General features: G+C 58.8%; 20 protein-coding genes and 1 other annotated feature. Of the genes, 11 read left to right on the top strand and 9 right to left on the bottom strand.

Going from position 1 to position 21,230, the window contains the following annotated elements; all coding sequences use genetic code 11:
- Positions 1-13: 13 nt before the first annotated feature.
- Together rsmS and priC are read right to left on the bottom strand one after the other, a co-directional pair.
- Positions 14-184, bottom strand: coding sequence for a pleiotropic regulatory protein RsmS (gene rsmS / locus OSH03_RS16705; RefSeq protein WP_266179612.1), 171 nt, complete (start codon positions 182-184; stop codon positions 14-16).
- A 14-nt stretch (positions 185-198) separates the two neighbouring features.
- Positions 199-726, bottom strand: coding sequence for a primosomal replication protein N'' (gene priC / locus OSH03_RS16710; protein ID WP_266179613.1), 528 nt, complete (start codon positions 724-726; stop codon positions 199-201).
- A gap of 50 nt (positions 727-776) precedes the next feature.
- Between priC and OSH03_RS16715 the strand changes: the two genes are divergently transcribed.
- The 9 genes from OSH03_RS16715 to OSH03_RS16755 all read left to right on the top strand — a co-directional run bounded on the left by OSH03_RS16715 (position 777) and on the right by OSH03_RS16755 (position 10,144).
- The gene (locus tag OSH03_RS16715; protein ID WP_061099011.1) at positions 777-1,154 is read left to right on the top strand and encodes a DUF454 family protein; all 378 of its coding nucleotides are present in this window, start codon (positions 777-779) and stop codon (positions 1,152-1,154) included.
- Between the two features lie 151 nt (positions 1,155-1,305).
- A complete protein-coding gene (apt, locus tag OSH03_RS16720) occupies positions 1,306-1,857 on the top strand; it encodes an adenine phosphoribosyltransferase (protein ID WP_000127359.1) in 552 nt (183 codons plus the stop codon).
- Positions 1,858-1,945: 88 nt separating this feature from the next.
- A complete protein-coding gene (gene dnaX / locus OSH03_RS16725) occupies positions 1,946-3,874 on the top strand; it encodes a DNA polymerase III subunit gamma/tau (protein ID WP_218728669.1) in 1,929 nt (642 codons plus the stop codon).
- Positions 3,204-3,268 (top strand) — a sequence feature (DnaX frameshifting element). It overlaps the preceding gene by 65 nt.
- Positions 3,875-3,927: 53 nt before the next feature.
- Positions 3,928-4,260 carry a YbaB/EbfC family nucleoid-associated protein gene (locus OSH03_RS16730; RefSeq protein WP_003858972.1) on the top strand — a complete coding sequence of 111 codons (333 nt, stop codon included), beginning with the start codon at positions 3,928-3,930 and terminating at the stop codon, positions 4,258-4,260.
- Positions 4,260-4,865, top strand: coding sequence for a recombination mediator RecR (recR, locus tag OSH03_RS16735; RefSeq protein ID WP_221716603.1), 606 nt, complete (start codon positions 4,260-4,262; stop codon positions 4,863-4,865). Before OSH03_RS16730 ends, recR begins: the two co-directional genes overlap by 1 nt.
- 110 nt (positions 4,866-4,975) lie before the next feature.
- Positions 4,976-6,850: a molecular chaperone HtpG gene (htpG, locus tag OSH03_RS16740; protein WP_266179614.1), complete on the top strand. Its 1,875-nt coding sequence runs from the start codon at positions 4,976-4,978 to the stop codon at positions 6,848-6,850.
- A gap of 195 nt (positions 6,851-7,045) precedes the next feature.
- Positions 7,046-7,690 carry an adenylate kinase gene (gene adk, locus OSH03_RS16745; RefSeq protein WP_006809841.1) on the top strand — a complete coding sequence of 215 codons (645 nt, stop codon included), beginning with the start codon at positions 7,046-7,048 and terminating at the stop codon, positions 7,688-7,690.
- A 124-nt stretch (positions 7,691-7,814) separates the two neighbouring features.
- Positions 7,815-8,777 (top strand): ferrochelatase, encoded by a 963-nt coding sequence (hemH, locus tag OSH03_RS16750; protein ID WP_061099008.1) that lies wholly within the window; start codon positions 7,815-7,817, stop codon positions 8,775-8,777.
- Between the two features lie 62 nt (positions 8,778-8,839).
- Positions 8,840-10,144, top strand: coding sequence for an inosine/guanosine kinase (locus OSH03_RS16755; protein WP_061099007.1), 1,305 nt, complete (start codon positions 8,840-8,842; stop codon positions 10,142-10,144).
- A 105-nt stretch (positions 10,145-10,249) separates the two neighbouring features.
- Here the strand turns inward: OSH03_RS16755 and ybaL are convergent, their stop codons facing one another.
- A complete protein-coding gene (ybaL, locus tag OSH03_RS16760; RefSeq protein WP_266179616.1) occupies positions 10,250-11,926 on the bottom strand; it encodes a YbaL family putative K(+) efflux transporter in 1,677 nt (558 codons plus the stop codon).
- Between the two features lie 232 nt (positions 11,927-12,158).
- On the bottom strand, positions 12,159-13,379 hold the full coding sequence (locus tag OSH03_RS16765; RefSeq protein WP_061099005.1) for an MFS transporter: 1,221 nt from the start codon (positions 13,377-13,379) through the stop codon (positions 12,159-12,161).
- 169 nt (positions 13,380-13,548) lie between these two features.
- Between OSH03_RS16765 and ushA the strand changes: the two genes are divergently transcribed.
- A complete protein-coding gene (gene ushA, locus OSH03_RS16770) occupies positions 13,549-15,201 on the top strand; it encodes a bifunctional UDP-sugar hydrolase/5'-nucleotidase UshA (protein ID WP_266179618.1) in 1,653 nt (550 codons plus the stop codon).
- A 121-nt stretch (positions 15,202-15,322) separates the two neighbouring features.
- On the opposite strand, the gene ybaK is transcribed toward ushA, so the two are convergent.
- The 3 genes from ybaK to copA form a co-directional block, all read right to left on the bottom strand.
- The gene (gene ybaK, locus OSH03_RS16775; protein ID WP_021241623.1) at positions 15,323-15,802 is read right to left on the bottom strand and encodes a Cys-tRNA(Pro)/Cys-tRNA(Cys) deacylase YbaK; all 480 of its coding nucleotides are present in this window, start codon (positions 15,800-15,802) and stop codon (positions 15,323-15,325) included.
- A 199-nt stretch (positions 15,803-16,001) separates the two neighbouring features.
- Complete coding sequence (locus tag OSH03_RS16780; protein ID WP_061099003.1) at positions 16,002-16,796, bottom strand: TraB/GumN family protein; 795 nt, start codon at positions 16,794-16,796, stop codon at positions 16,002-16,004.
- Between the two features lie 50 nt (positions 16,797-16,846).
- A complete protein-coding gene (gene copA, locus OSH03_RS16785; protein WP_266179620.1) occupies positions 16,847-19,345 on the bottom strand; it encodes a copper-exporting P-type ATPase CopA in 2,499 nt (832 codons plus the stop codon).
- 108 nt (positions 19,346-19,453) lie between these two features.
- On the opposite strand from copA, the gene cueR reads away from it, so the two are divergent.
- Positions 19,454-19,864 carry a Cu(I)-responsive transcriptional regulator gene (gene cueR, locus OSH03_RS16790; protein WP_028012206.1) on the top strand — a complete coding sequence of 137 codons (411 nt, stop codon included), beginning with the start codon at positions 19,454-19,456 and terminating at the stop codon, positions 19,862-19,864.
- Here the strand turns inward: cueR and OSH03_RS16795 are convergent.
- The gene (locus OSH03_RS16795) at positions 19,861-20,313 is read right to left on the bottom strand and encodes an NfeD family protein (protein ID WP_266179621.1); all 453 of its coding nucleotides are present in this window, start codon (positions 20,311-20,313) and stop codon (positions 19,861-19,863) included. The genes cueR and OSH03_RS16795 overlap by 4 nt on opposite strands.
- Positions 20,310-21,224, bottom strand: a complete 915-nt coding sequence (locus OSH03_RS16800) for an SPFH domain-containing protein (RefSeq protein WP_061099000.1) — start codon at positions 21,222-21,224, stop codon at positions 20,310-20,312. The genes OSH03_RS16795 and OSH03_RS16800 overlap by 4 nt, the downstream gene beginning before the upstream one ends.
- Positions 21,225-21,230: the final 6 nt, after the last annotated feature.

Consider the following 21,230-nt stretch of genomic DNA (forward strand, 5'->3'; position numbering starts at 1 on the left):
GGTCCCCTCTCCCTCAAGGGAGAGGGTTAGGGTGAGGGCAACCGGCCTTCACCTTTTCCTCAAAATCCCGCCGCACAATCTCCAGTGCCTTCAGCACCGTCTCCGCCGGGATCTCATGATTCTCCAGCAGCATAATCAAATCGACGGCCAGCTTGACCTCATCGGGTGCATTTTCCAGTGACATAGATGTGGCTCCTGTTAACGGGTCAGGCGTTCAATCACGCGCTCAATCTCATCCAGCGCCTGACGGCAGCGGACGATGCGGCCTTCCAGGGCGCTAATCTCGCGCATCAATAGCTGCTGCTCTTCCAGCGTTTCACTGTTGTTCAGGCGCGTCTCGCGCTCGCGCTTCATCTCAAACAGACGGCGCTCGAACTCCTGGTTCTCCAGCCGCTTGCGCTGCCATTTTCCAGGCCCCGGAGAAGCGCTGTCCCAGGCGCGCAGCGGCCAGGCGGCGATTTCGCGGTGCAGGGCGGTGATCTGCTCGGTGAGATGCTCCGCAAGCCACGCTACCTGCTCCTGCTGCCTGCTTTCAACCGCGTGGCGCAATTCGTCGAGATTGGTCTGCGCCTCTGCAAGATAATCCTGAATGACGGTGCTGCGGGTGCGGAACAGCTGACGATCAAAGCGCGGCTTCACCGTGGCGTGGCCCATTAGCGGCGTGGCCTGCGTCCGCAGTGTTGTCAGATGATTTTGCAGCGTCTCAAGAAGCAAGGCTGTTTTCAAGGCGCTCTCCAGTGGTAAAGTAGCCGTTCAGTTTGATAACGATTCGCATTATGCAGCGTACTATTTTAATCATCATTGGCTGGCTCGCGGTAGTGCTGGGCACGCTGGGCGTGGTTTTGCCCTTGCTGCCGACCACCCCGTTCATCCTGCTGGCGGCCTGGTGCTTCGCCCGATCGTCGCCGCGCTTTCACCACTGGCTGCTCTACCGCTCGTGGTTCGGCGGCTACCTGCGCCACTGGCAAAAATATCGGGCCATGCCGCCCGGGGCCAAGCCGCGCGCGATTGCGGTGATCCTCATCACCTTCGCGATTTCATTATGGCTGGTGAAAATGATGTGGGTACGGATCCTGCTGCTTTTCATCCTCTCCTGCCTGCTTATCTTCATGTGGCGGATCCCCGTGGTTGATGAAAAGCAACAAAAGCACTGAAGCCTTATCATGACGGTTGCAATTATTGCGTACAGCCAGTAAATTCGACCGTTTTCGAGCACAGGCGCGCCTGGTTAAAGGTTAAACAATTGTTACCTTTACCGACTCGTTGCGCGCCGTGAGTAACACTGTTTCATTTAGGCACAAACCGATGACCGCAACTGCACAGCAGCTTGAATATCTGAAAAACAGCATCAAAAGCATCCAGGACTATCCAAAGCCTGGCATTCTTTTCCGTGATGTCACCAGCTTGCTGGAAGACCCGAAAGCGTACGCGCTCAGCATTGAACTGCTGGTGGAGCGTTATAAAAACGCCGGGATCACCAAAGTAGTAGGTACCGAAGCCCGTGGCTTCCTGTTCGGCGCACCGGTTGCGCTGGCGATGGGCGTGGGTTTTGTGCCGGTGCGTAAGCCGCGCAAGCTGCCGCGTGAAACCATCGCGGAGAGCTACGAGCTGGAGTACGGCACCGATCAGCTGGAAATCCACGTTGATGCCATCAAGCCTGGCGACAAAGTGCTGGTGGTGGACGATCTGCTGGCAACCGGCGGCACCATTGAAGCGACCGTGAAGCTGATCCGTCGTCTGGGTGGGGAAGTGACCGACGCGGCCTTCATCATCAACCTGTTCGATCTCGGCGGTGAACAGCGCCTGGAAAAACAGGGCATTACCAGCTACAGCCTGGTGCCTTTCCCGGGTCATTAATCCCGGTTTTCACAACCTCGCTCAATGGGTGAGGTTGTGATAGCATTCCCCTCCATAAATTCACCTTCCAGCGTTGCAGAGCCTGCCCATGAGTTATCAGGTGTTAGCCCGTAAATGGCGACCACAAACCTTTGCTGACGTTGTCGGTCAGGAACATGTGCTGACGGCCCTGGCGAACGGCTTGTCGCTAGGTCGCATCCATCATGCCTATCTTTTTTCCGGCACCCGCGGCGTCGGTAAGACCTCTATTGCCCGTCTGCTGGCGAAAGGTCTCAACTGCGAAACCGGGATCACCGCCACCCCGTGCGGCGTGTGCGATAACTGCCGGGAGATCGAGCAGGGGCGTTTTGTCGATCTGATCGAGATCGACGCCGCCTCGCGTACCAAAGTGGAAGACACCCGCGATCTGCTCGATAACGTGCAGTACGCCCCGGCGCGCGGACGCTTCAAGGTCTACCTGATCGATGAAGTGCACATGCTGTCGCGCCACAGCTTTAACGCCCTGCTGAAAACGCTGGAGGAGCCGCCCGCGCACGTTAAATTCCTGCTGGCGACCACCGATCCGCAAAAGCTGCCGGTCACCATCCTGTCGCGCTGCCTGCAGTTCCACCTGAAGGCGCTGGACGTTGAGCAGATCCGCGCTCAGCTTGAGCACATCCTTGATGAAGAGAAGATCGTTCACGAGCCGCGCGCCCTGCAGCTACTGGCCCGCGCGGCGGACGGCAGCCTGCGTGATGCGCTGAGCCTGACCGACCAGGCGATCGCCAGCGGTGACGGCAAGCTCTCCACCGAGGCGGTCAGCACCATGCTCGGCACGCTGGATGACGATCAGGCGCTGTCGCTCATCGAAGCGATGATTGCCGCCAACGGCGAGCGCGTGATGTCGCTGGTCAACGCCGCCGCGGGTAGGGGCATTGAATGGGAAGCGCTGCTGGTCGAGATGCTCAGCCTGCTGCACCGCGTGGCGATGCTGCAGCTGTCTCCGTCGGCCATCGGTGCGGACATGGCCGCCATTGAACAGCGGATGCGTGAACTTGCCCGCACCGTGCCGCCTGCCGACGTGCAGCTGTATTACCAGACCCTGCTGATTGGCCGCAAAGAGCTGCCGTACGCACCGGATCCGCGTATGGGCGTTGAAATGACGCTGCTGCGCGCGCTGGCGTTCCACCCGCGCATGCCGTTGCCGGAGCCGGAAGTGCCGCGGCAGTCTTTCGCCCCGGTAGCCCCTACGGCGGTGATGTCGCCGCAGCAGGTGCCGCCGCAGCCGACACCGCCGCCACAGCAAAACGTGCCGCTGTCGGATGCCACCAGTTCGGTGCTTGCCGCACGCAGCCAGCTGCAGCGTGCGCAGGGAGTAACCAAACCAAAAAAGAGTGAACCGGCAGCGCCAGGAAGAGCGCGGCCGGTGAACAACGCCGCGCTTGAACGACTGGCCTCGGTAACGGAGCGCGTACAGTCGCGTCCGGCACCGTCCGCGCTCGAGCAGAAAGCCCCGGTGAAAGAAGAGGCTTACCGCTGGAAGGCAACCACCATCACCGAAACGGTGAAGGAAGAGGTCGCCACGCCAAAAGCGCTGAAAAAGGCGCTGGAGCATGAGAAGACGCCGGAGCTTTCCGCGAAGCTTGCCGAAGAATCTATTGCGCGCGACGCCTGGGCCGCTGAGGTCAGCAAACTCCAGCTGCCGAAGCTGGTGGAGCAGGTCGCGCTGAACGCCTGGAAAGAGCAGGACGGCAATCAGGTGCGTCTGCACCTGCGTCCGGGCCAGCGGCACCTCAATTCCCCTGGCGCGCAAAAGGCGCTGGCCGAGGCGCTTGCTGCTTTACAGGGTTCACCGGTTGAATTGACTATCATTGAAGATGATAATCCGGCAGTGAAAACGCCGCTCGAGTGGCGCCAGGCCATTTATGAAGAGAAGCTCGCGCAGGCGCGCGAGGCGATAATTGCGGATAACAACATTCAGACCCTGCGCCGGTTCTTCGACGCCGATCTGGATGAAGAGAGTATTCGCCCCATTTGATCGTGAGTCTGACTTACGGTTGTAATCCTTAACGTGAAAGAAGAGAGAAGCCTATGTTTGGTGGAAAAGGCGGTCTGGGTGGCCTGATGAAGCAGGCTCAGCAGATGCAGGAAAAAATGCAGAAGATGCAGGAAGAGATCGCTCAGCTGGAAGTCACGGGTGAATCCGGTGCCGGTCTGGTCAAGGTGACCATCAACGGTGCGCACAACTGCCGTCGCGTGGAAATCGACCCGAGCCTGCTCGAAGACGACAAAGAGATGCTGGAAGATCTGGTTGCAGCCGCGTTTAACGATGCCGCTCGCCGTATCGACGAAACCCAGAAAGAGAAAATGGCCTCTGTTTCCAGCGGTATGCAGCTGCCGCCGGGCTTTAAGATGCCGTTCTGATGCAAACCAGTCCGCTGCTCACGCAGTTAATGGAAGCGCTGCGCTGCCTGCCGGGCGTTGGCCCGAAGTCAGCGCAGCGCATGGCGTTTACGCTATTGCAGCGCGACCGCAGCGGCGGGATGCGCCTGGCGCAGGCTTTGACCCGCGCCATGTCAGAAATTGGTCACTGTGCGGATTGCCGCACCTTTACCGAGCAGGACGTATGTAACATCTGTACGAACCCGCGTCGCCAGGAAAATGGTCAGATTTGCGTGGTGGAGAGTCCGGCGGACATCTACGCCATCGAACAAACCGGGCAGTTTTCCGGCCGCTACTTCGTGCTGATGGGGCATCTCTCCCCGCTGGACGGCATTGGCCCGGACGATATCGGTCTCGACCGCCTTGAACAGCGCCTGGAGTCCGAAACGATCAAAGAGGTGATCCTCGCCACCAACCCCACGGTGGAAGGGGAGGCAACCGCCAACTACATCGCCGAGCTGTGCGCGGAGTACGGCGTTGACGCCAGCCGCATCGCCCACGGCGTGCCGGTGGGCGGCGAGCTGGAGATGGTCGATGGCACCACGCTGTCGCACTCGCTGGCCGGACGCCACAAGATTATTTTCTGACCAAACGGAGGCTGCGCGCGCGGCCTCCGCTTGAAAATTTCCCCCCTTATCCCCATCTCTCCCTCAACGTTTTACAACCCCATTAATTGGCATTGTTGAGGTCGACTTAGATGAAAGGACAAGAAACCCGTGGTTTCCAGTCAGAAGTAAAACAGCTTCTGCACCTGATGATCCATTCCCTGTATTCCAACAAAGAAATTTTCCTGCGTGAGCTGATTTCCAACGCCTCCGATGCGGCGGACAAGCTGCGCTTCCGCGCGCTGTCCAACCCGGATCTGTACGAAGGCGACGGCGAGCTGCGCGTGCGCGTCTCTTTCAATAAAGAGAACCGCACCCTGACCATCGCCGATAACGGTATCGGGATGAACCGCGACGAGGTGATCGACCACCTCGGGACCATCGCCAAATCCGGCACCAAAGCGTTCCTCGAGTCCATGGGCTCTGACCAGGCGAAAGACAGCCAGCTGATCGGCCAGTTCGGCGTGGGCTTCTACTCGGCGTTCATCGTGGCGGACAAAGTTACCGTCCGTACCCGTGCAGCGGGCGACAGTGCCGAGAACGGCGTGCTGTGGGAGTCCAAAGGCGAAGGCGAATACACCGTTGATGACATCACCAAAGCGGATCGCGGGACCGAAATCACCCTGCACCTGCGCGAAGGCGAAGACGATTTCCTGAACGACTGGCGCGTGCGCTCCATCATCAGCAAGTATTCCGACCACATCGCCCTGCCGGTAGAGATTGAAAAACAGGAAGAGAAAGACGGTGAAACCGTGGTTTCCTGGGAAAAGATCAACAAGGCGCAGGCGCTGTGGACGCGCAACAAGTCTGAAATTAAAGACGACGAGTACAACGAGTTCTACAAGCACATCGCCCACGACTTTACCGACCCGCTGACCTGGAGCCACAACCGTGTGGAAGGTAAGCAGGAGTACACCAGCCTGCTGTATATCCCGGCGCAGGCGCCGTGGGACATGTGGAACCGCGATCACAAGCACGGCCTGAAGCTGTACGTGCAGCGCGTGTTCATCATGGACGACGCCGAGCAGTTCATGCCGAACTACCTGCGCTTCGTCCGCGGCCTGATCGATTCCAACGATCTGCCGCTGAACGTCTCCCGCGAAATTCTGCAGGACAGCACCGTCACCCGCAACCTGCGTAACGCGCTGACCAAACGCGCGCTGCAGATGCTGGAAAAACTGGCGAAAGACGATGCTGAAAAATACCAGACCTTCTGGAAACAGTTCGGCCTGGTGCTGAAAGAAGGCCCGGCGGAAGACACTGCGAACGTCGAAACGATCGCCAAACTGCTGCGCTTCGCCTCCACGCACACCGACTCCTCCGCGCAGACCGTGTCGCTGGAAGACTACGTCTCCCGCATGAAAGAGGGGCAGGAGAAGATCTACTACATCACCGCCGACAGCTACGCGGCGGCGAAGAGCAGCCCGCACCTGGAGCTGCTGCGTAAGAAAGGCATCGAAGTGCTGCTGCTTTCTGACCGCATCGACGAGTGGATGATGAACTACCTGACCGAGTTCGACGGTAAGGCGTTCCAGTCCGTTGCCAAAGCCGACGAGTCCATCGACAAGCTGGCGGATGAAGTGGACGAAAGCGCGAAAGAGGCCGAGAAGGCGCTGGAGCCGTTCGTTGAGCGCGTGAAAACCCTGCTGGGCGACCGCGTGAAAGAGGTGCGCTTCACGCACCGTCTGACCGACACCCCGGCGATTGTCACCACTGATGCTGACGAAATGAGCACCCAGATGGCGAAGCTGTTCGCCGCGGCGGGCCAGGCGGTGCCGGAAGTGAAATATATCTTTGAGCTTAATCCGGATCATCCGCTGGTGAAACGCGCGGCGGATACCCAGGATGAAGCTCGCTTTGCCGAGTGGGTTGAACTGCTGCTGGATCAGTCCCTGCTGGCCGAGCGCGGCACGCTGGAAGATCCTAACCTGTTCATTAAACGTGTGAATGCGCTGCTGCTGGCGTAACTGACCACGTCTCCCCTGGTCTTCTCCCTCTCCCCGTGGGAGAGGGCCGGGGTGAGGGCACCAGACCGCACAACGCCAAATTATCTCCCCCCATTAACCGTTTCAGCCTTCCCGCCTTCCTTGAGCCACGCCCGTTCTGGTGGTATTGTTTAGCGCTTTTGAAAAATTGAAACGACATTTGAGGGGATTTTCGCAATGCGTATTATTCTGCTTGGCGCTCCGGGCGCGGGTAAAGGAACTCAGGCTCAGTTCATCATGGAGAAATACGGTATTCCGCAAATCTCCACCGGTGACATGCTGCGCGCCGCTGTAAAATCTGGCTCCGAGCTGGGTAAACAAGCGAAAGACATCATGGACGCAGGCAAGCTGGTAACCGACGAGCTGGTTATCGCGCTGGTTAAAGAGCGCATTGCGCAGGAAGACTGCCGTAACGGTTTCCTGCTGGACGGCTTCCCGCGCACCATTCCTCAGGCTGACGCCATGAAAGAAGCGGGCATCAACGTGGACTACGTCCTGGAGTTCGACGTACCGGACGAGCTGATCGTTGACCGTATCGTTGGCCGTCGCGTGCACGCTGCCTCTGGCCGCGTTTACCACATCAAATTCAACCCGCCTAAGGTTGAAGGCAAAGACGACGTGACCGGCGAAGAGCTGACCACCCGTAAAGACGATCAGGAAGAGACCGTGCGTAAACGCCTGGTGGAATACCATCAGATGACCGCGCCGCTGATCGGCTACTACACCAAAGAAGCGCAGGCGGGTAACACCAAATACGCCAAAGTTGACGGTACCAAAGCCGTGGCTGACGTACGTGCAGAGCTGGAAAAAATCCTCGGCTAATCGCACGCCTCTCACCCGGGTTCCCGGGTGAGAAATATTCTCATCTTACCTATTACAGCAATGGGTTTCGTTTAAACGCATTTCCGCTACAATTGACAACCTATCAAATGGTTAAGAGGCGTGAATGAGTCAGGCGAAAACCGGCATCCTGCTTGCCAATCTGGGCACTCCAGAAGCACCCACTCCAGACGCGGTAAAACGCTACCTGCGACAATTTTTAAGCGACACGCGCGTCGTGGATTTTCCGAGACTGCTGTGGTGGCCGCTGCTGCGTGGCGTCATTCTGCCGATTCGCTCTCCGCGCGTCGCCAAACTCTATCAGTCCGTCTGGATGGAAGAGGGCTCGCCGCTGATGGTTTACAGCCGTCGTCAGGAAAAAGCGCTGGCCGCCCGCCTGCCGGATATGCCCGTCGCGCTCGGCATGAGCTACGGCAAACCGTCCCTGAAAAGCGCGGTGGACTCCCTGCTGGCGCAGGGCGTGGATCATATCGTTGTGCTGGCCCTGTATCCGCAGTACTCCTGCTCGACGGTGGCCGCCGTCTGGGACGAGCTGGCCCGCATTCTGGCAACCCGCCGCCGCATTCCGGGCGTGACCTTTATCCGCGATTACGCCGATAACGATCTCTACATCAAGGCGCTTGCCAACAGCGCGCGCGCGTCGTTTGAAAAGCACGGCGAGCCGGATCTGCTGCTGCTCTCCTATCACGGCATCCCGCAGCGTTTCGCCAACGAAGGGGATGATTACCCGCAGCGCTGCCGCGATACTACCCGCGAGCTGGTCTCCGCCCTCGGCCTGCCGCCGGAGAAGGTGATGATGACCTTCCAGTCGCGCTTCGGTCGCGAGCCGTGGCTGACGCCGTACACCGATGAAACCCTTAAAATGCTCGGCGAGAAGGGCGTGAAGCACATTCAGGTGATGTCGCCGGGCTTCTCGGCGGACTGTCTGGAAACGCTGGAGGAGATCGCGGTGCAAAACCGGGAATTTTTCCTTGAGGCCGGCGGTGAAAAGTATGAGTACATTCCGGCGCTTAACGACTCGCCTGAGCATATCGACATGATGGTCTCGCTGGTAACGAACAGCCGCTGATCGCACTCCGGGCCGGGTTTGTGCTACCATTCCCGGCCCATATTCTTCGTACAGTTCAGACCATGAAATTTCCCGGTAAACGTAAATCCAAACACTACTTTCCCGTCGATGCCCGCGATCCGCTCCTGCAGCAAATCCAGCCTGAAAATGAAACCAGCGCGGCATGGGTCGTCGGTATCGACCAGACGCTGGTGGACATTGAAGCGAAAGTGGATGATGAGTTTGTCGCCCGTTACGGTCTGAGCGCCGGTCACTCCCTGGTGATTGAGGACGACGTTGCCGAAGCGCTTTACCAGGAGCTGGTGCGCGAAAACCTGATTACCCATCAGTTCGCCGGGGGCACCATCGGCAACACCATGCACAACTACTCCGTTCTGGCAGACGACCGTTCGGTCCTGCTCGGCGTGATGTGCAGCAATATCGAAATCGGTGGCTACGCCTACCGCTACCTGTGCAACACCTCCAGCCGTACCGATCTGAACTATCTCCAGGGCGTAGACGGGCCGATTGGCCGCTGCTTTACGCTGATCGGCGAATCCGGCGAGCGTACCTTTGCCATCAGCCCGGGTCACATGAACAAGCTGCGCGCGGAAAGTATTCCCGAAGAGGTGATCGCGGGCGCCTCTGCGCTGGTGCTGACCTCCTACCTGGTGCGCTGTAAGCCGGGCGAGCCGATGCCGGAGGCGACCATGAAGGCGATTGAGTACGCCAAAAAGTACGATGTGCCGGTGGTGTTAACCCTGGGCACTAAATTCGTGATTGCCGATAACCCGGAGTGGTGGCAGGCGTTCCTGAAGGAGCACGTCTCGATTCTGGCGATGAACGAAGAAGAGGCCGAAGCGCTGACCGGCGAGAGCGATCCGCTGCTGGCCTCTGATAAAGCGCTGGACTGGGTGGACCTGGTGCTCTGCACCGCTGGCCCGGTTGGGCTGTATATGGCAGGCTTCACGGAAGAAGAGAGCAAACGCAAAACCCAGCACCCGCTGCTGCCGGGCGCGATTGCCGAGTTCAACCAGTACGAGTTCAGCCGCGGCATGCGCCACAAAGATTGCGTGAATCCGCTGCGTATTTACTCCCACATTGCGCCTTATATGGGCGGGCCGGAGAAGATCATGAATACTAACGGCGCGGGCGACGGCGCGCTGGCCGCGCTGCTGCACGACATTACCGCTAACGCCTACCACAAAACCAACGTGCCGAACTCCAGCAAGCACAAGTTCAGCTGGCTGACCTATTCCTCGCTGGCGCAGGTGTGTAAGTACGCGAACCGCGTGAGCTATCAGGTGCTGAATCAGCATTCTCCGCGCTTAACGCGCGGTCTGCCGGAACGAGAAGACAGCCTCGAAGAGGCTTATTGGGATAGGTAAAAGAAGCCCCTCACCCTGACCCTCTCCCCAAAGGGGAGAGGGAACTTGAACACCCTCGCCCCTTTGGGGAGAGGGCCGGGGTGAGGGGGGACCAGACCGCACAAGCTAGCCCGTCACTCCTTCTTCAACCGGCGGTTTCGCCAGCAGCGTCAGCATCGTATTCGCAATCTCGCGCTCGCCCATCACTACCTGATCCGCGCCGCGCTCGGTAATGTACTCCACCTCGTCGTCATAGTGCGCCCGGGCGATAATCTCGATATTCGGGCACTTCTCACGCGCGGAGGCCACAATCTCTCCCGCTTCATAGCCGTTCGGAATCGTCAGCAACAGCCAGCGGGCACAGTCCAGATGCGCCAGCTCCATGATCTCTTCGTTCGCCGCATTGCCCAGCACCGCACGAATGCCGCGCTCGCGCAGCTCGTCGACGCGGGTACGTGAGGTTTCTATCACTACCAGCGGGATCCCCTGCGCCATCAGCTTCTCACCGAGCAGGCTGCCGACGCGGCCAAAGCCTACCAGGAGGGCGTGATTACAAATATCTACCGGGATCTGCTTTTCTTCTTCCGTTGCCTCTTCCAGCGTCTGCTCTTCGAGGGTTTCGGTCTTCTCGAGGTATTTTTCCAGCAGGGCAAACAGCACCGGGTTCAGCATAATCGACAGAATCGCGCCCGCCAGCACCAGATTTTGCCCCGCCTGCGGCAGCAGGTTCAATGCCATGCCCAGACCGGCCAGAATAAAGGCGAACTCACCGATCTGCGCCAGGCTGGCGGCAATCGTCAGCGCCGTACGCGGGGAGTGGCCGAACATCCGCACCAGGAAAAAGGCGGCGACCGACTTACCAAAGATGATAATCGCCAGCGTGCCCAGCACGGCCAGCGGCTGCTGAACCAGAATCATCGGGTCAAAGAGCATGCCGACGGAGACAAAGAACAGCACGGCGAACGCGTCGCGCAGCGGCAGGGTATCGTGCGCCGCGCGGTGGCTCAGCTCGGACTCGTTCAGCACCATCCCGGCGAAGAACGCGCCCAGCGCGAAGGAGACGTCGAACAGCTCGACGGCGCCAAAGGCAATGCCCAGCGCCAGCGCAAGCACGGAGAGCGTAAACAGCTCGCGGGAGCCGGTCGCCGCGCTGCGGGACATGATCCACGGTACCAGACGGCGGCCCACCAGCATCATGATGGCGATAAAGGCCACCACCTTACCGATGGTGATGCTCATATCCAGCGCCAGCGAGGCGAAGCCGATGTTGTCTTTTTCCATCATCCCGGCGACGGCGGGCAGCAGCACCAGCGTCAGCACCATCACCAGATCTTCCACAATCAGCCAGCCTATTGCGATCTGCCCGCGCTGGCTGTCTATCAGCTGCCTCTCTTCAAGCGCGCGCAGCAGCACCACGGTACTGGCGGTTGAGAGGCACAGCCCAAATACGATGCCGGTCATCAGCGACCAGCCCAGCACTGCCGAAAGCGCCATCCCCAGCAGCGTCGCCACCCCTATCTGGGCGATCGCTCCCGGTATGGCGATCGACTTTACCGCCATCAGATCCTTCAGAGAAAAATGCAGACCCACGCCAAACATCAGCAGGATCACGCCCAGCTCCGCCAGCTCTGGCGCCAGTTTGGTATCCGCCACGAAGCCTGGCGTGAAAGGCCCCGCCAGTACACCCGCTAACAAATAGCCGACAAGAGGAGAAATACGCAGCTTATTGGCAATCATGCCAAGGATAAAAGCGAGCACAAGTCCACCAACAATGGTGGTAATAAGCGGTGTGGCGTGGTGCATTCCGTCTCCTTTCGCGGTGAGTGTTCCATTTTTGGCGTGAATACCAAAAAGCCAGGTAATAGTTTATGACAATTTTTGCCCTTATGTTTATGAATAATTGTTGAAGTTTGAATAAAACGGCAATATGCGCTTAAAAAGGCGCATATTGATAAATTCAGAGCGTGGATGAAGAGGAAACCCTTATGGCATAAGGGGGAAGGGTAGCCAAAGCATAACTTTAGCTACCCGTAAATCACGCTTTATGACGATTATCAGGCAGGAATATGGTCAACATCCCAAGAAGCGGCAGGAAAGCGCAGATTTTGTAAACCAGGAAGATGCTGGTGTGATCCGCAACCATCCCTAATACCGCCGCGCCAAGGCCACCCATGCCGAAGGCGAAACCGAAAAAGAGCCCAGAAACCATACCGATACGGCCCGGCAGCAGCTCCTGGGCATAGACCAGAATGGCGGAAAACGCGGAGGCGAGGATAAAACCAATTATCACGGTTAAAATTCCGGTCCATTCCAGGCTTGCGTACGGCAAAATAAGGGTAAACGGCGCCACGCCGAGGATTGAGCCCCAAATGACATATTTACGGCCAATCTTATCCCCCACCGGCCCGCCAATGACCGTTCCGGCAGCGACCGCGAACAGGAAGGCAAACAGGTGGAACTGCGCGTTTTGTACCGATAATCCGAATTTTTGCATCAGATAAAAGGTGTAATAGCTGCTGATGCTCGCCATGTAGAAGTATTTCGAGAAAATCAGCACCAGCAGCACGGAGACCGCAAGAATGACCTTATTACGGGGCAGGGGATTGATAACCTTCGCTTTAGGTTTTCCTTTGTTCACGCGATGCTGGGCGGCGTACCAGCGGCTGATCTGTGCCAGCACGACAATGGCGAGCAGGGCGGCCAGCACAAACCAGGCCACGTTGCCTTTGCCGTACGGAGCGATGATCACCGCCGCCAGCAGCGGGCCGAGGGAGCTACCGAAGTTGCCCCCTACCTGGAAGAGCGACTGCGCCAGCCCGTGACGGCCGCCGGAGGCCATACGCGCCACGCGTGAGGACTCCGGATGGAAGACGGACGAGCCGGTTCCCACCAGCGCGGCGGCGAGCAGAACCGCTTCAAAACTGCCTGCCATGGCCAGCAGCACCAGCCCGCTTAAGGTAAAGCACATGCCTATCGGCAGCGACCACGGCATCGGGTATTTATCCGTCCAGTAGCCCACCACCGGTTGCAGCAGCGACGAGGCCAGCTGGAAGGTCAGGGTGATCATCCCGATCTGTACGAAGGTTAAGGAAAACTCGGACTGCAGCAGCGGGTAGATTGCCAGAATCAACGACTGGATCATGTCGTTGAGCAGGTGCGAGAGGCTGATTGCGCCTAAAACTTTAAAAGAGGTGCGCGATGCCGGCGACGACGCCGGCGCGCCCGGAGCGGGCTGGGTTGATTCACTGATTGCCATAGAGAGAATTACCACGTCTTTAGTTATTAGAGATGCAGGGTGTAATTATTATCCGACTAACATACCCGCCTGCGACATTTGAAGAAAGTCGCAATTCTGAAAACTTATTTGTCTATTCTTGTTAGTCACTGTAATTTTTGCCTTTGTCTATTGGTCAGGGAGAGAGAAGATGAAGTTAATGAAGCGGGGCGTCGCGCTGGCGCTTATTGCCGCATGGGGCCTGGCAAGCCTGCCCGCGCAGGCGTATGAAAAAGATAAAACCTATAAAATCACCATCCTGCATACCAACGATCACCACGGTCATTTCTGGCGCAGCGAATACGGCGAGTATGGCCTGTCGGCGCAAAAAACGCTGGTGGACGGCATTCGCAAAGAGGTGGCGGCCCAGGGCGGCAGCGTGCTGCTGCTGTCCGGCGGAGATATTAATACCGGCGTGCCGGAATCCGATCTACAGGACGCTGAACCCGATTTCCGCGGCATGAATTTAATCGGTTACGACGCGATGGCCGTCGGAAACCACGAGTTTGATAACCCGCTGAGCGTGCTGCGCCAGCAGGAGAAATGGTCCAAATTCCCGTTCCTCTCCGCCAATATTTACCAGAAAAGCACCGGCGAACGTCTGTTTAAACCGTGGGCGCTGTTTAAGCGTCAGGATCTCAAAATCGCGGTCATTGGTTTAACCACCGACGATACGGCAAAAATCGGTAACCCTGAGTTCTTCACCGATATCGAATTCCGCAAACCGGCAGACGAAGCGAAGCTGGTGATTCAGGAGCTGCAGCAGAACGAAAAGCCGGACGTGATTATCGCCACTACCCATATGGGACACTACGATAACGGCGAGCACGGCTCCAATGCGCCCGGCGACGTGGAGATGGCGCGTAGCCTGCCGACAGGCTCGCTGGCAATGATTGTGGGCGGTCACTCACAGGATCCGGTCTGCATGGCGTCGGAGAACAAAAAGCAGGTGGACTACGTGCCGGGCACGCCTTGCGCGCCAGACCGTCAGAACGGGATCTGGATTGTGCAGGCCCACGAGTGGGGTAAATACGTGGGCCGCGCGGATTTCGAGTTCCGCAACGGCGAGATGAAGCTGGTGCACTATCAGCTCATTCCGGTCAACCTGAAGAAGAAAGTCACCTACCCGGACGGGAAAAGCGAGCGCGTACTTTACACGCCAGAGATCGCAGAAAACCAGCAGATGCTCTCCCTGCTGACGCCGTTCCAGAATAAAGGCAAGGCGCAGCTGGACGTGAAGATCGGCACGCTGAACGGTCGTCTGGAAGGGGACCGCAGCAAAGTCCGCTTCGTGCAGACCAACATGGGACATTTGGTGCTGGCGGCGCAGATGGCGCGCACGAATGCGGACTTCGGCGTGATGAGCGGCGGCGGCATTCGTGACTCCATCGAAGGCGGAAACATCACCTATAAAGACGTGCTGAAGGTGCAGCCGTTCGGCAACGTGGTGGTGTATGCGGACATGAGCGGGAAAGAGGTGATTGACTACCTGACGGCCGTGGCGCAGATGAAGCCGGACTCGGGTGCCTATCCGCAGTTCGCGAATGTCAGCTTTGTGGCGAAGGACGGCAAGCTCAACGATCTGAAAATCAAAGGCGAGCCGGTAGACCCTGCGAAAACCTACCGTCTGGCGACGTTGAGCTTTAACGCCACCGGCGGCGACGGCTATCCGCACATCGATAATAAACCGGGCTACGTAAACACCGGCTTTATCGATGCGGAAGTGCTGAAGCAGTACATCGAGCAGAACTCGCCGATTGACGTGAATGCGTATGAGCCGAAGGGCGAGGTGAGCTGGCAGTAGTATTGTGCGGCCTGATGCCCTCACCCCAACCCTCTCCCACCGGGAGAGGGCGCGAACACAAAAAACGGTAACGCCTGTTACCGTTTTGCTTTTACCTCGCAGCCGCCACCCGGCTTTTTATTCAATCCCGGCGCGCAATATCCGCGAATTTCGCGTCCAGCATCTTCGCCAGATCGCCCGCGGCCAGTTCAATATCCAGCCCGCGTTTACCGCCCGAAATATAGATCGTCTCAAACTCCTGTGAAGGCGCATCGATCAGCGTCGGCAGGCGTTTTTTCTGTCCGAGCGGGCTGATTCCGCCCACCAGATAGCCCGTGGTTCGTTGCGCAACCATCGGGTCCGCCATATCCACCTTTTTTGCCCCCAGCGCTTTCGCGACTTTTTTGAGATCGAGCTGCCCGGCAACGGGCGTTACCGCCACGGCGAGATGCTTCATATCGCCATTCACCGCGACCAGCAGCGTTTTATAGACCTGGTCAGCGTTCAGCCCCAGCTTGCGCACCACTTCATCACCAAAGTTGGTTTCGTTCGGATCGTGATCGTAGGTATGGATCCGGAAAGAAATATTGTTTTTTTCGAGTAATTTAACGGCGGGAGTCATAGCTATCCTTCTTACGACAGACAATTCATGCAGCCAGCATACGCCTGACGTTTGTCTAAAAAATAGCACCATCTTGCGCAATAGTGTTGGCAGTGATGGTCACTTTGAGCGACAATCGGCTCAGCCGAAGGTCACTTCGGTATAATAAAAACGATGAAATTCCTCTTTGACGGGCCAATAGAGATATTGGCCATTTTTTTTATTTCAACAGCGACGGCAAATTCCCTTCGCCGTACAAATGCAGCGCCCCGACCGCGACCACATACTCCCCCGCAGGTAAAGCATGCAGCGTCTCTCGCCAGGCTTTGTTGCGCGCATTCATCAGCACATCATAAAGCGATTCACTGAACGTGGACGGTAGCGCCAGCTTACCGTCCGCGGGCGGCGCATCCAGCCACCAGCCAATCATGGTTTGCAGCAGACGCGCGTTGGTGTGCCAGTGGGTCAGGGTATCATCCAGCAGCATCAGACCGTCGTCAGGAAGCTGGCGCAGGAGCGCAATCTGGCTGTCCGTCCCTTCCAGCTCGATGATGGGCATACGGCGCGCCCGCGCCACGTTCAGCAGCTGGTAATCAATGCCGTAGTCACCGCGCAGGCCCAGACGCTGCGCCTGCGTGGCCTGCAGCACCATCGCAATTTGCCACAGCGGCAGGGTGTCAATCATCGAGAGCGACACGCCGGTTTCTGCCGCCACGCGCGTCAGTTCCGCGAGCTGGTCGTCGTTCAGGCGCTCCGCCAGAGGGAGATCGCTTTCAAGCCCGGCAAACGGCGACTCGTGGCCGGAAATGTCCGCCTCGACGACCAGCGCGTCGGCGCGCTTCAGGCGTTTTATCAGGCCGGGTGGCAGGGGAGACATTCCCTGCGTGCCCATATGGATGCTGCCGACCAGATGAAGATGTTGCCCGCCGGGAAGGGAGATATCCAGGCCGGGCCAGTCATAGCGGCGGGGGAAGAGGGCGCGAAACGATGCTTTTATACGATTAAACAGACTCATACGCGCTCCATGACCGGAAAGGGTCATGCTAGCGCGTACGAGAACAAGGTTCAATCCTTCGGTTTAAACCGCAGCAGACGGTTGGCGTTGCTCACCACGGTAATGGAGGAGAGCGCCATCGCCGCACCCGCAACCACCGGGTTCAGCAGGGTGCCGGTCAGCGGCCACAAAATGCCGGCAGCAACCGGAATACCGAGCGAGTTATAGACGAACGCCCCCAGCAGGTTCTGCTTCATGTTGCGCAACGTGGCTTTAGAAATGGCCAGCGCGTCGGTAACGCCCATCAGGCTGTGGCGCATCAGCGTAATGGCGGCGGTTTCAATGGCGACATCGCTCCCGCCACCCATGGCAATCCCCACGTCCGCCTGGGCCAGCGCCGGGGCGTCGTTGATACCGTCGCCTACCATCGCCACCTGGCGGCCCTGACTCTGCAGGTTCTTGATGGCGTCCGCTTTGCCGTCCGGCAGCACGCCCGCAATCACCTCATCAATACCGGCCTCTTTCGCGATGGCGTTGGCGGTGGTCGGGTTATCCCCGGTCAGCATCACCAGGCGATAGCCCGCGCGGTGCAGGCGCTGTAAGGCATCCACGCTGTCCTGGCGAAGCGGATCGCGCACGGCCAGCAGCGCGGCGGCTTTGCCATCCACCGCCAGCAGAACCGGGGTGGCACCCTGAGACGCCTGTGCTTTCAGCTCATCTTCCAGCGCGGACGTATCAACACCGTTTTCATTCAGCAGCGCCTGGTTACCCAGCAGCAGCGCGTGGCCGTCGGCTTCACCGCTGACGCCGAGCCCGCGCAGGGTGCGGAAATTGCTGACCTGCGGCAGGACTGCATCGCCCGCTTTATCGAGAATGGCCCGGGCCAGCGGGTGGCTGGAACCCTGCTCCAGCGCGGCGGCAAGGCGCAGCGCGTCCTCTTCCGCAATGCCGGCGGTGCTCACGGCCACTACCTGCGGTTTGCCCTCGGTCAGCGTACCGGTTTTATCAAACACAATCGTATCCAATGTGCTCGCTCGCTGCAGGGCATCCGCATCACGGACCAGCACGCCAAACTCGGCGGCGCGGCCCACGCCGGAGATAATCGACATCGGCGTTGCCAGGCCAAGCGCGCACGGACAGGCGATGATCAGCACCGTGGTGGCGATCACCAGTGTGTAGACAATCTGCGGTGCCGGGCCGAAGAAATACCAGATCGCCGCGCTCAGCAGGGCAATGCCGACCACCACCGGCACAAAAATGGCCGAGATTTTGTCAGCAAGCTGGCCAATCTCCGGCTTGCTGCTCTGGGCCTGGCGCACCATGCGGATAATGCGCGACAGCGTGGTATGGCTGCCGACGGCGCTGGCAGTAAACAGCACGCTGCCGTCCTGCACTACCGTACCGGCATGAACCGCGTCGCCCTGTGATTTCTGCTGGGGGATCGGCTCCCCGGTCAGCATCGCTTCATCCAGCCAGGCGTCGCCCTGGGTGATCTTACCGTCAACGGGCACCCGGTCGCCGGTGGTCAGGCGCAGCGTCATGCCCGGCTGCACCTCCGCCAGCGGGACGCTTTTTTCCCCGTCGTCCGTGACCACGCGGGCCGTCGGCGGGGTTAAATCGAGCAAGCGTTCCAGCGCTTTCGAGGAGCGCTGACGGGCGCGCGCTTCCAGCATGTGGCCCAGGTTAATCAGGCCGATAATCATCGCGCTGGCTTCATAATAGAGATGGCGCGCTTCCATCGGGAACCACTGGGGCCAGACGTTCACGCTCATGGAGTACAGCCACGCCGCGCCGGTACCGAGCGCGACCAGGGTGTCCATCGTCGCCGTGCGGTTTTTCAGGCTCTTCCAGGCGCTGGTATAAAAATGCCCGCCTGCAAAGACCATGACCGCAAGGGTAATCAGACCAATCACCAGCCACAGCGTGCGGTTGTCTGCGGTGACCATCATGTTGTCACCCATCATGCCCCACACCATCACCGGAATACCGACCAGCAGGGCGACAATCGCCTGCCAGCGGAAGCGCTTCATGGTGGCAATAGCCGTTTCCTGCTGGCGCTCGCGGCGTTCGGCGTCATCTTCGATGGCCTCCGCCCCGTAGCCCGCTTTTTCCACGGCCTGCACTAAATCTGCGGCGGAGGCACTGCCCATCACCAGCGCAGTACGCTCCGCAAGGTTGACCCGTGCCTGTGCGACGCCCGGTACCGCCTGCAGGGCGTTCTGCACGCGGGAGACGCAGCTGGCGCAGCTCATGCCGTTGATCAGCAGCTGTTGGCTGTCATCAATATCATCCGCTGCCGGAAGCTCAGGAGTGGCCGCTGTCAGCGCTTCCGACGGGGATGATGACTCTGCCAGCGGGTTAGCCTTTGGGTGGCTTAACTCCGCCCCATAACCGGCCTGTTTAATGGTATCAATCAGCGCGTCCGCGCTGGCGCTGCCGGTCACGGCGGCATGGTCGATAGTCACTTCAGCGCTTTCAACGTCAGGACGCTGTTCCAGGCTTTCTTTAACGCGTTTGACGCAGTGGCCGCAGGAAAGGCCGTCCAGCGTCAGGTCGATAGTGTGAGACATAACTAAACTCCCGTATAATATATTGGTCAGTTGTTGACCGGAGTAACGCTTTTCGCTAACTGTTATGAAGGTTAAACCTTCCATCAAGGGGAAGGTCAAGGGGGAAATGTGAATATCAGTGACGTGGCCAAAAAAACCGGCTTAACCAGCAAGGCAATCCGCTTTTATGAAGAGAAGGGGCTGGTAACGCCGCCGCTGCGCAGTGAAAACGGCTACCGCAGCTATACGCAGCTGCATCTCGACGAGCTGACGCTGCTGCGCCAGGCAAGACAGGTGGGGTTTAACCTGGAAGAGTGCGGCGAGCTGGTTAACCTGTTTAACGATCCGAAGCGCCACAGCGCCGACGTGAAAAAACGCACGCTGGAAAAAGTGGCGGAGATCGAGCGCCACATCATTGAGCTACAGGCGATGCGCGAACAGCTGCTGCAGCTGGCAGAATCCTGCCCGGGTGATGACAGCGCCGACTGCCCGATTATTGATAATCTTGCCGGCTGCTGCCATCGCAAAACCCACGTCTAGCAGGCTTTAACCCGCAGCGTAATCCCTTCCACCGCAATGACCTCAACCTGTGTTCCGGCGTTGAGGTTTTCGTCGGCCACCACCGGCCACGAGCTGTCGCCCACGCGCATGTGCCCGCGTCCGTTCACCAGCGCGGCGTCGAGCGTAAAGCGCTTGCCGACAATCTGCTGTCCGCGCTGGTTGAGATGCGCGTCCAGCGGTTTCTGCTCTTTGACCTGGCGGTTAAGCCAGCGCCACCACAGCCAGGCGGCAACCAGCGTCAGCACGGCAAACAGCGCGCCCTGCCACGCCCAGTCCAGAGGAAGGATCCAGACCAGCAGGCCCGTAATGACCGCGGCAACACCGCTCCAGAGCAGGTAGCCGTTGCCGCCAAGCATCTCCGCCGCCAGCAACAAGCCACCGAGGCTTAGCCAGAAGGCATGAGGATGTGCAACGATCAGCTCAATCATTTTTTACGCTCGTTTCCGCTGTCTTTGATCAGTTCGGCGATCCCTGCGATAGAGCCCATCAGGCTGCTGGCGTCCAGCGGCATCATCACCACTTTGCTGTTGTTCGCGGAGCCGATCTCTTTCAGCGCATCGGTATATTTTTGCGCCACGAAGTAGTTCACGGCCTGGATATCACCGGCGGCAATCGCCTCGGAGACCATCTGCGTCGCGCGGGCTTCCGCTTCTGCAGAACGTTCACGCGCTTCCGCCTGTAAGAACGCGGACTGACGGTCGCCCTCGGCTTTCAGGATCTGCGACTGTTTTTCCCCTTCCGCTTTGAGGATCTCCGCCTGGCGGACCCCTTCGGCTTCCAGAATATAGGCACGCTTGGTACGCTCGGCCTTCATCTGCGCGTTCATGGAGGCGATCAGCTCTGCCGGCGGGCGCACGTCGCGGATCTCAATACGGGTGACTTTGATCCCCCACGGGTTCGTTGCCTCGTCAACAATGTGCAGCAGGCGGGTATTGATGCTGTCGCGCTGGGAGAGCATCTCGTCCAGCTCCATCGAGCCGAGTACGGTACGGATGTTGGTCATCGTCAGGTTGACGATCGCCAGCTCCAGGTTACTCACCTCATAGGCCGCTTTCGGCGCATCAATCACCTGAATAAAGCAGACGGCATCAATGGTAACGTTGGCGTTATCTTTGGAGATCACCTCCTGAGAGGGGATATCCAGCACCTGTTCCATCATGTTGATCTTGCGGCCAATTCTGTCCATGAACGGGATAATCAGGCTTAAGCCGGGCTGCAGCGTGTTCGTATAGCGGCCGAAGCGCTCTACGGTCCACTGATAGCCCTGCGGGACAATTTTGACGCCTGCGCCCACGATAACCAGCGCGACGAATATAAGGACGGGAACAACGATGAGCATAAAAAC

The sequence above is a fragment of the Enterobacter nematophilus genome (assembly GCF_026344075.1).
Taxonomy (GTDB): domain Bacteria; phylum Pseudomonadota; class Gammaproteobacteria; order Enterobacterales; family Enterobacteriaceae; genus Enterobacter; species Enterobacter nematophilus.

What these genes read in the sequence shown, in the direction of transcription:
- OSH03_RS16715 (WP_061099011.1), top strand. Translation starts at nt 777, where the DNA reads ATGCAGCGTACTATTTTAATCATCATTGGCTGGCTCGCGGTAGTGCTG.
- dnaX (WP_218728669.1), top strand. Translation starts at nt 1,946, where the DNA reads ATGAGTTATCAGGTGTTAGCCCGTAAATGGCGACCACAAACCTTTGCT.
- OSH03_RS16800 (WP_061099000.1), bottom strand. Translation starts at nt 21,224, where the DNA reads ATGCTCATCGTTGTTCCCGTCCTTATATTCGTCGCGCTGGTTATCGTG.
- rsmS (WP_266179612.1), bottom strand. Translation starts at nt 184, where the DNA reads ATGTCACTGGAAAATGCACCCGATGAGGTCAAGCTGGCCGTCGATTTG.
- OSH03_RS16730 (WP_003858972.1), top strand. Translation starts at nt 3,928, where the DNA reads ATGTTTGGTGGAAAAGGCGGTCTGGGTGGCCTGATGAAGCAGGCTCAG.
- hemH (WP_061099008.1), top strand. Translation starts at nt 7,815, where the DNA reads ATGAGTCAGGCGAAAACCGGCATCCTGCTTGCCAATCTGGGCACTCCA.
- OSH03_RS16780 (WP_061099003.1), bottom strand. Translation starts at nt 16,796, where the DNA reads ATGAGTCTGTTTAATCGTATAAAAGCATCGTTTCGCGCCCTCTTCCCC.
- ybaL (WP_266179616.1), bottom strand. Translation starts at nt 11,926, where the DNA reads ATGCACCACGCCACACCGCTTATTACCACCATTGTTGGTGGACTTGTG.
- htpG (WP_266179614.1), top strand. Translation starts at nt 4,976, where the DNA reads ATGAAAGGACAAGAAACCCGTGGTTTCCAGTCAGAAGTAAAACAGCTT.
- copA (WP_266179620.1), bottom strand. Translation starts at nt 19,345, where the DNA reads ATGTCTCACACTATCGACCTGACGCTGGACGGCCTTTCCTGCGGCCAC.
- ushA (WP_266179618.1), top strand. Translation starts at nt 13,549, where the DNA reads ATGAAGTTAATGAAGCGGGGCGTCGCGCTGGCGCTTATTGCCGCATGG.
- OSH03_RS16765 (WP_061099005.1), bottom strand. Translation starts at nt 13,379, where the DNA reads ATGGCAATCAGTGAATCAACCCAGCCCGCTCCGGGCGCGCCGGCGTCG.
- OSH03_RS16755 (WP_061099007.1), top strand. Translation starts at nt 8,840, where the DNA reads ATGAAATTTCCCGGTAAACGTAAATCCAAACACTACTTTCCCGTCGAT.
- ybaK (WP_021241623.1), bottom strand. Translation starts at nt 15,802, where the DNA reads ATGACTCCCGCCGTTAAATTACTCGAAAAAAACAATATTTCTTTCCGG.
- recR (WP_221716603.1), top strand. Translation starts at nt 4,260, where the DNA reads ATGCAAACCAGTCCGCTGCTCACGCAGTTAATGGAAGCGCTGCGCTGC.
- apt (WP_000127359.1), top strand. Translation starts at nt 1,306, where the DNA reads ATGACCGCAACTGCACAGCAGCTTGAATATCTGAAAAACAGCATCAAA.
- OSH03_RS16795 (WP_266179621.1), bottom strand. Translation starts at nt 20,313, where the DNA reads ATGATTGAGCTGATCGTTGCACATCCTCATGCCTTCTGGCTAAGCCTC.
- adk (WP_006809841.1), top strand. Translation starts at nt 7,046, where the DNA reads ATGCGTATTATTCTGCTTGGCGCTCCGGGCGCGGGTAAAGGAACTCAG.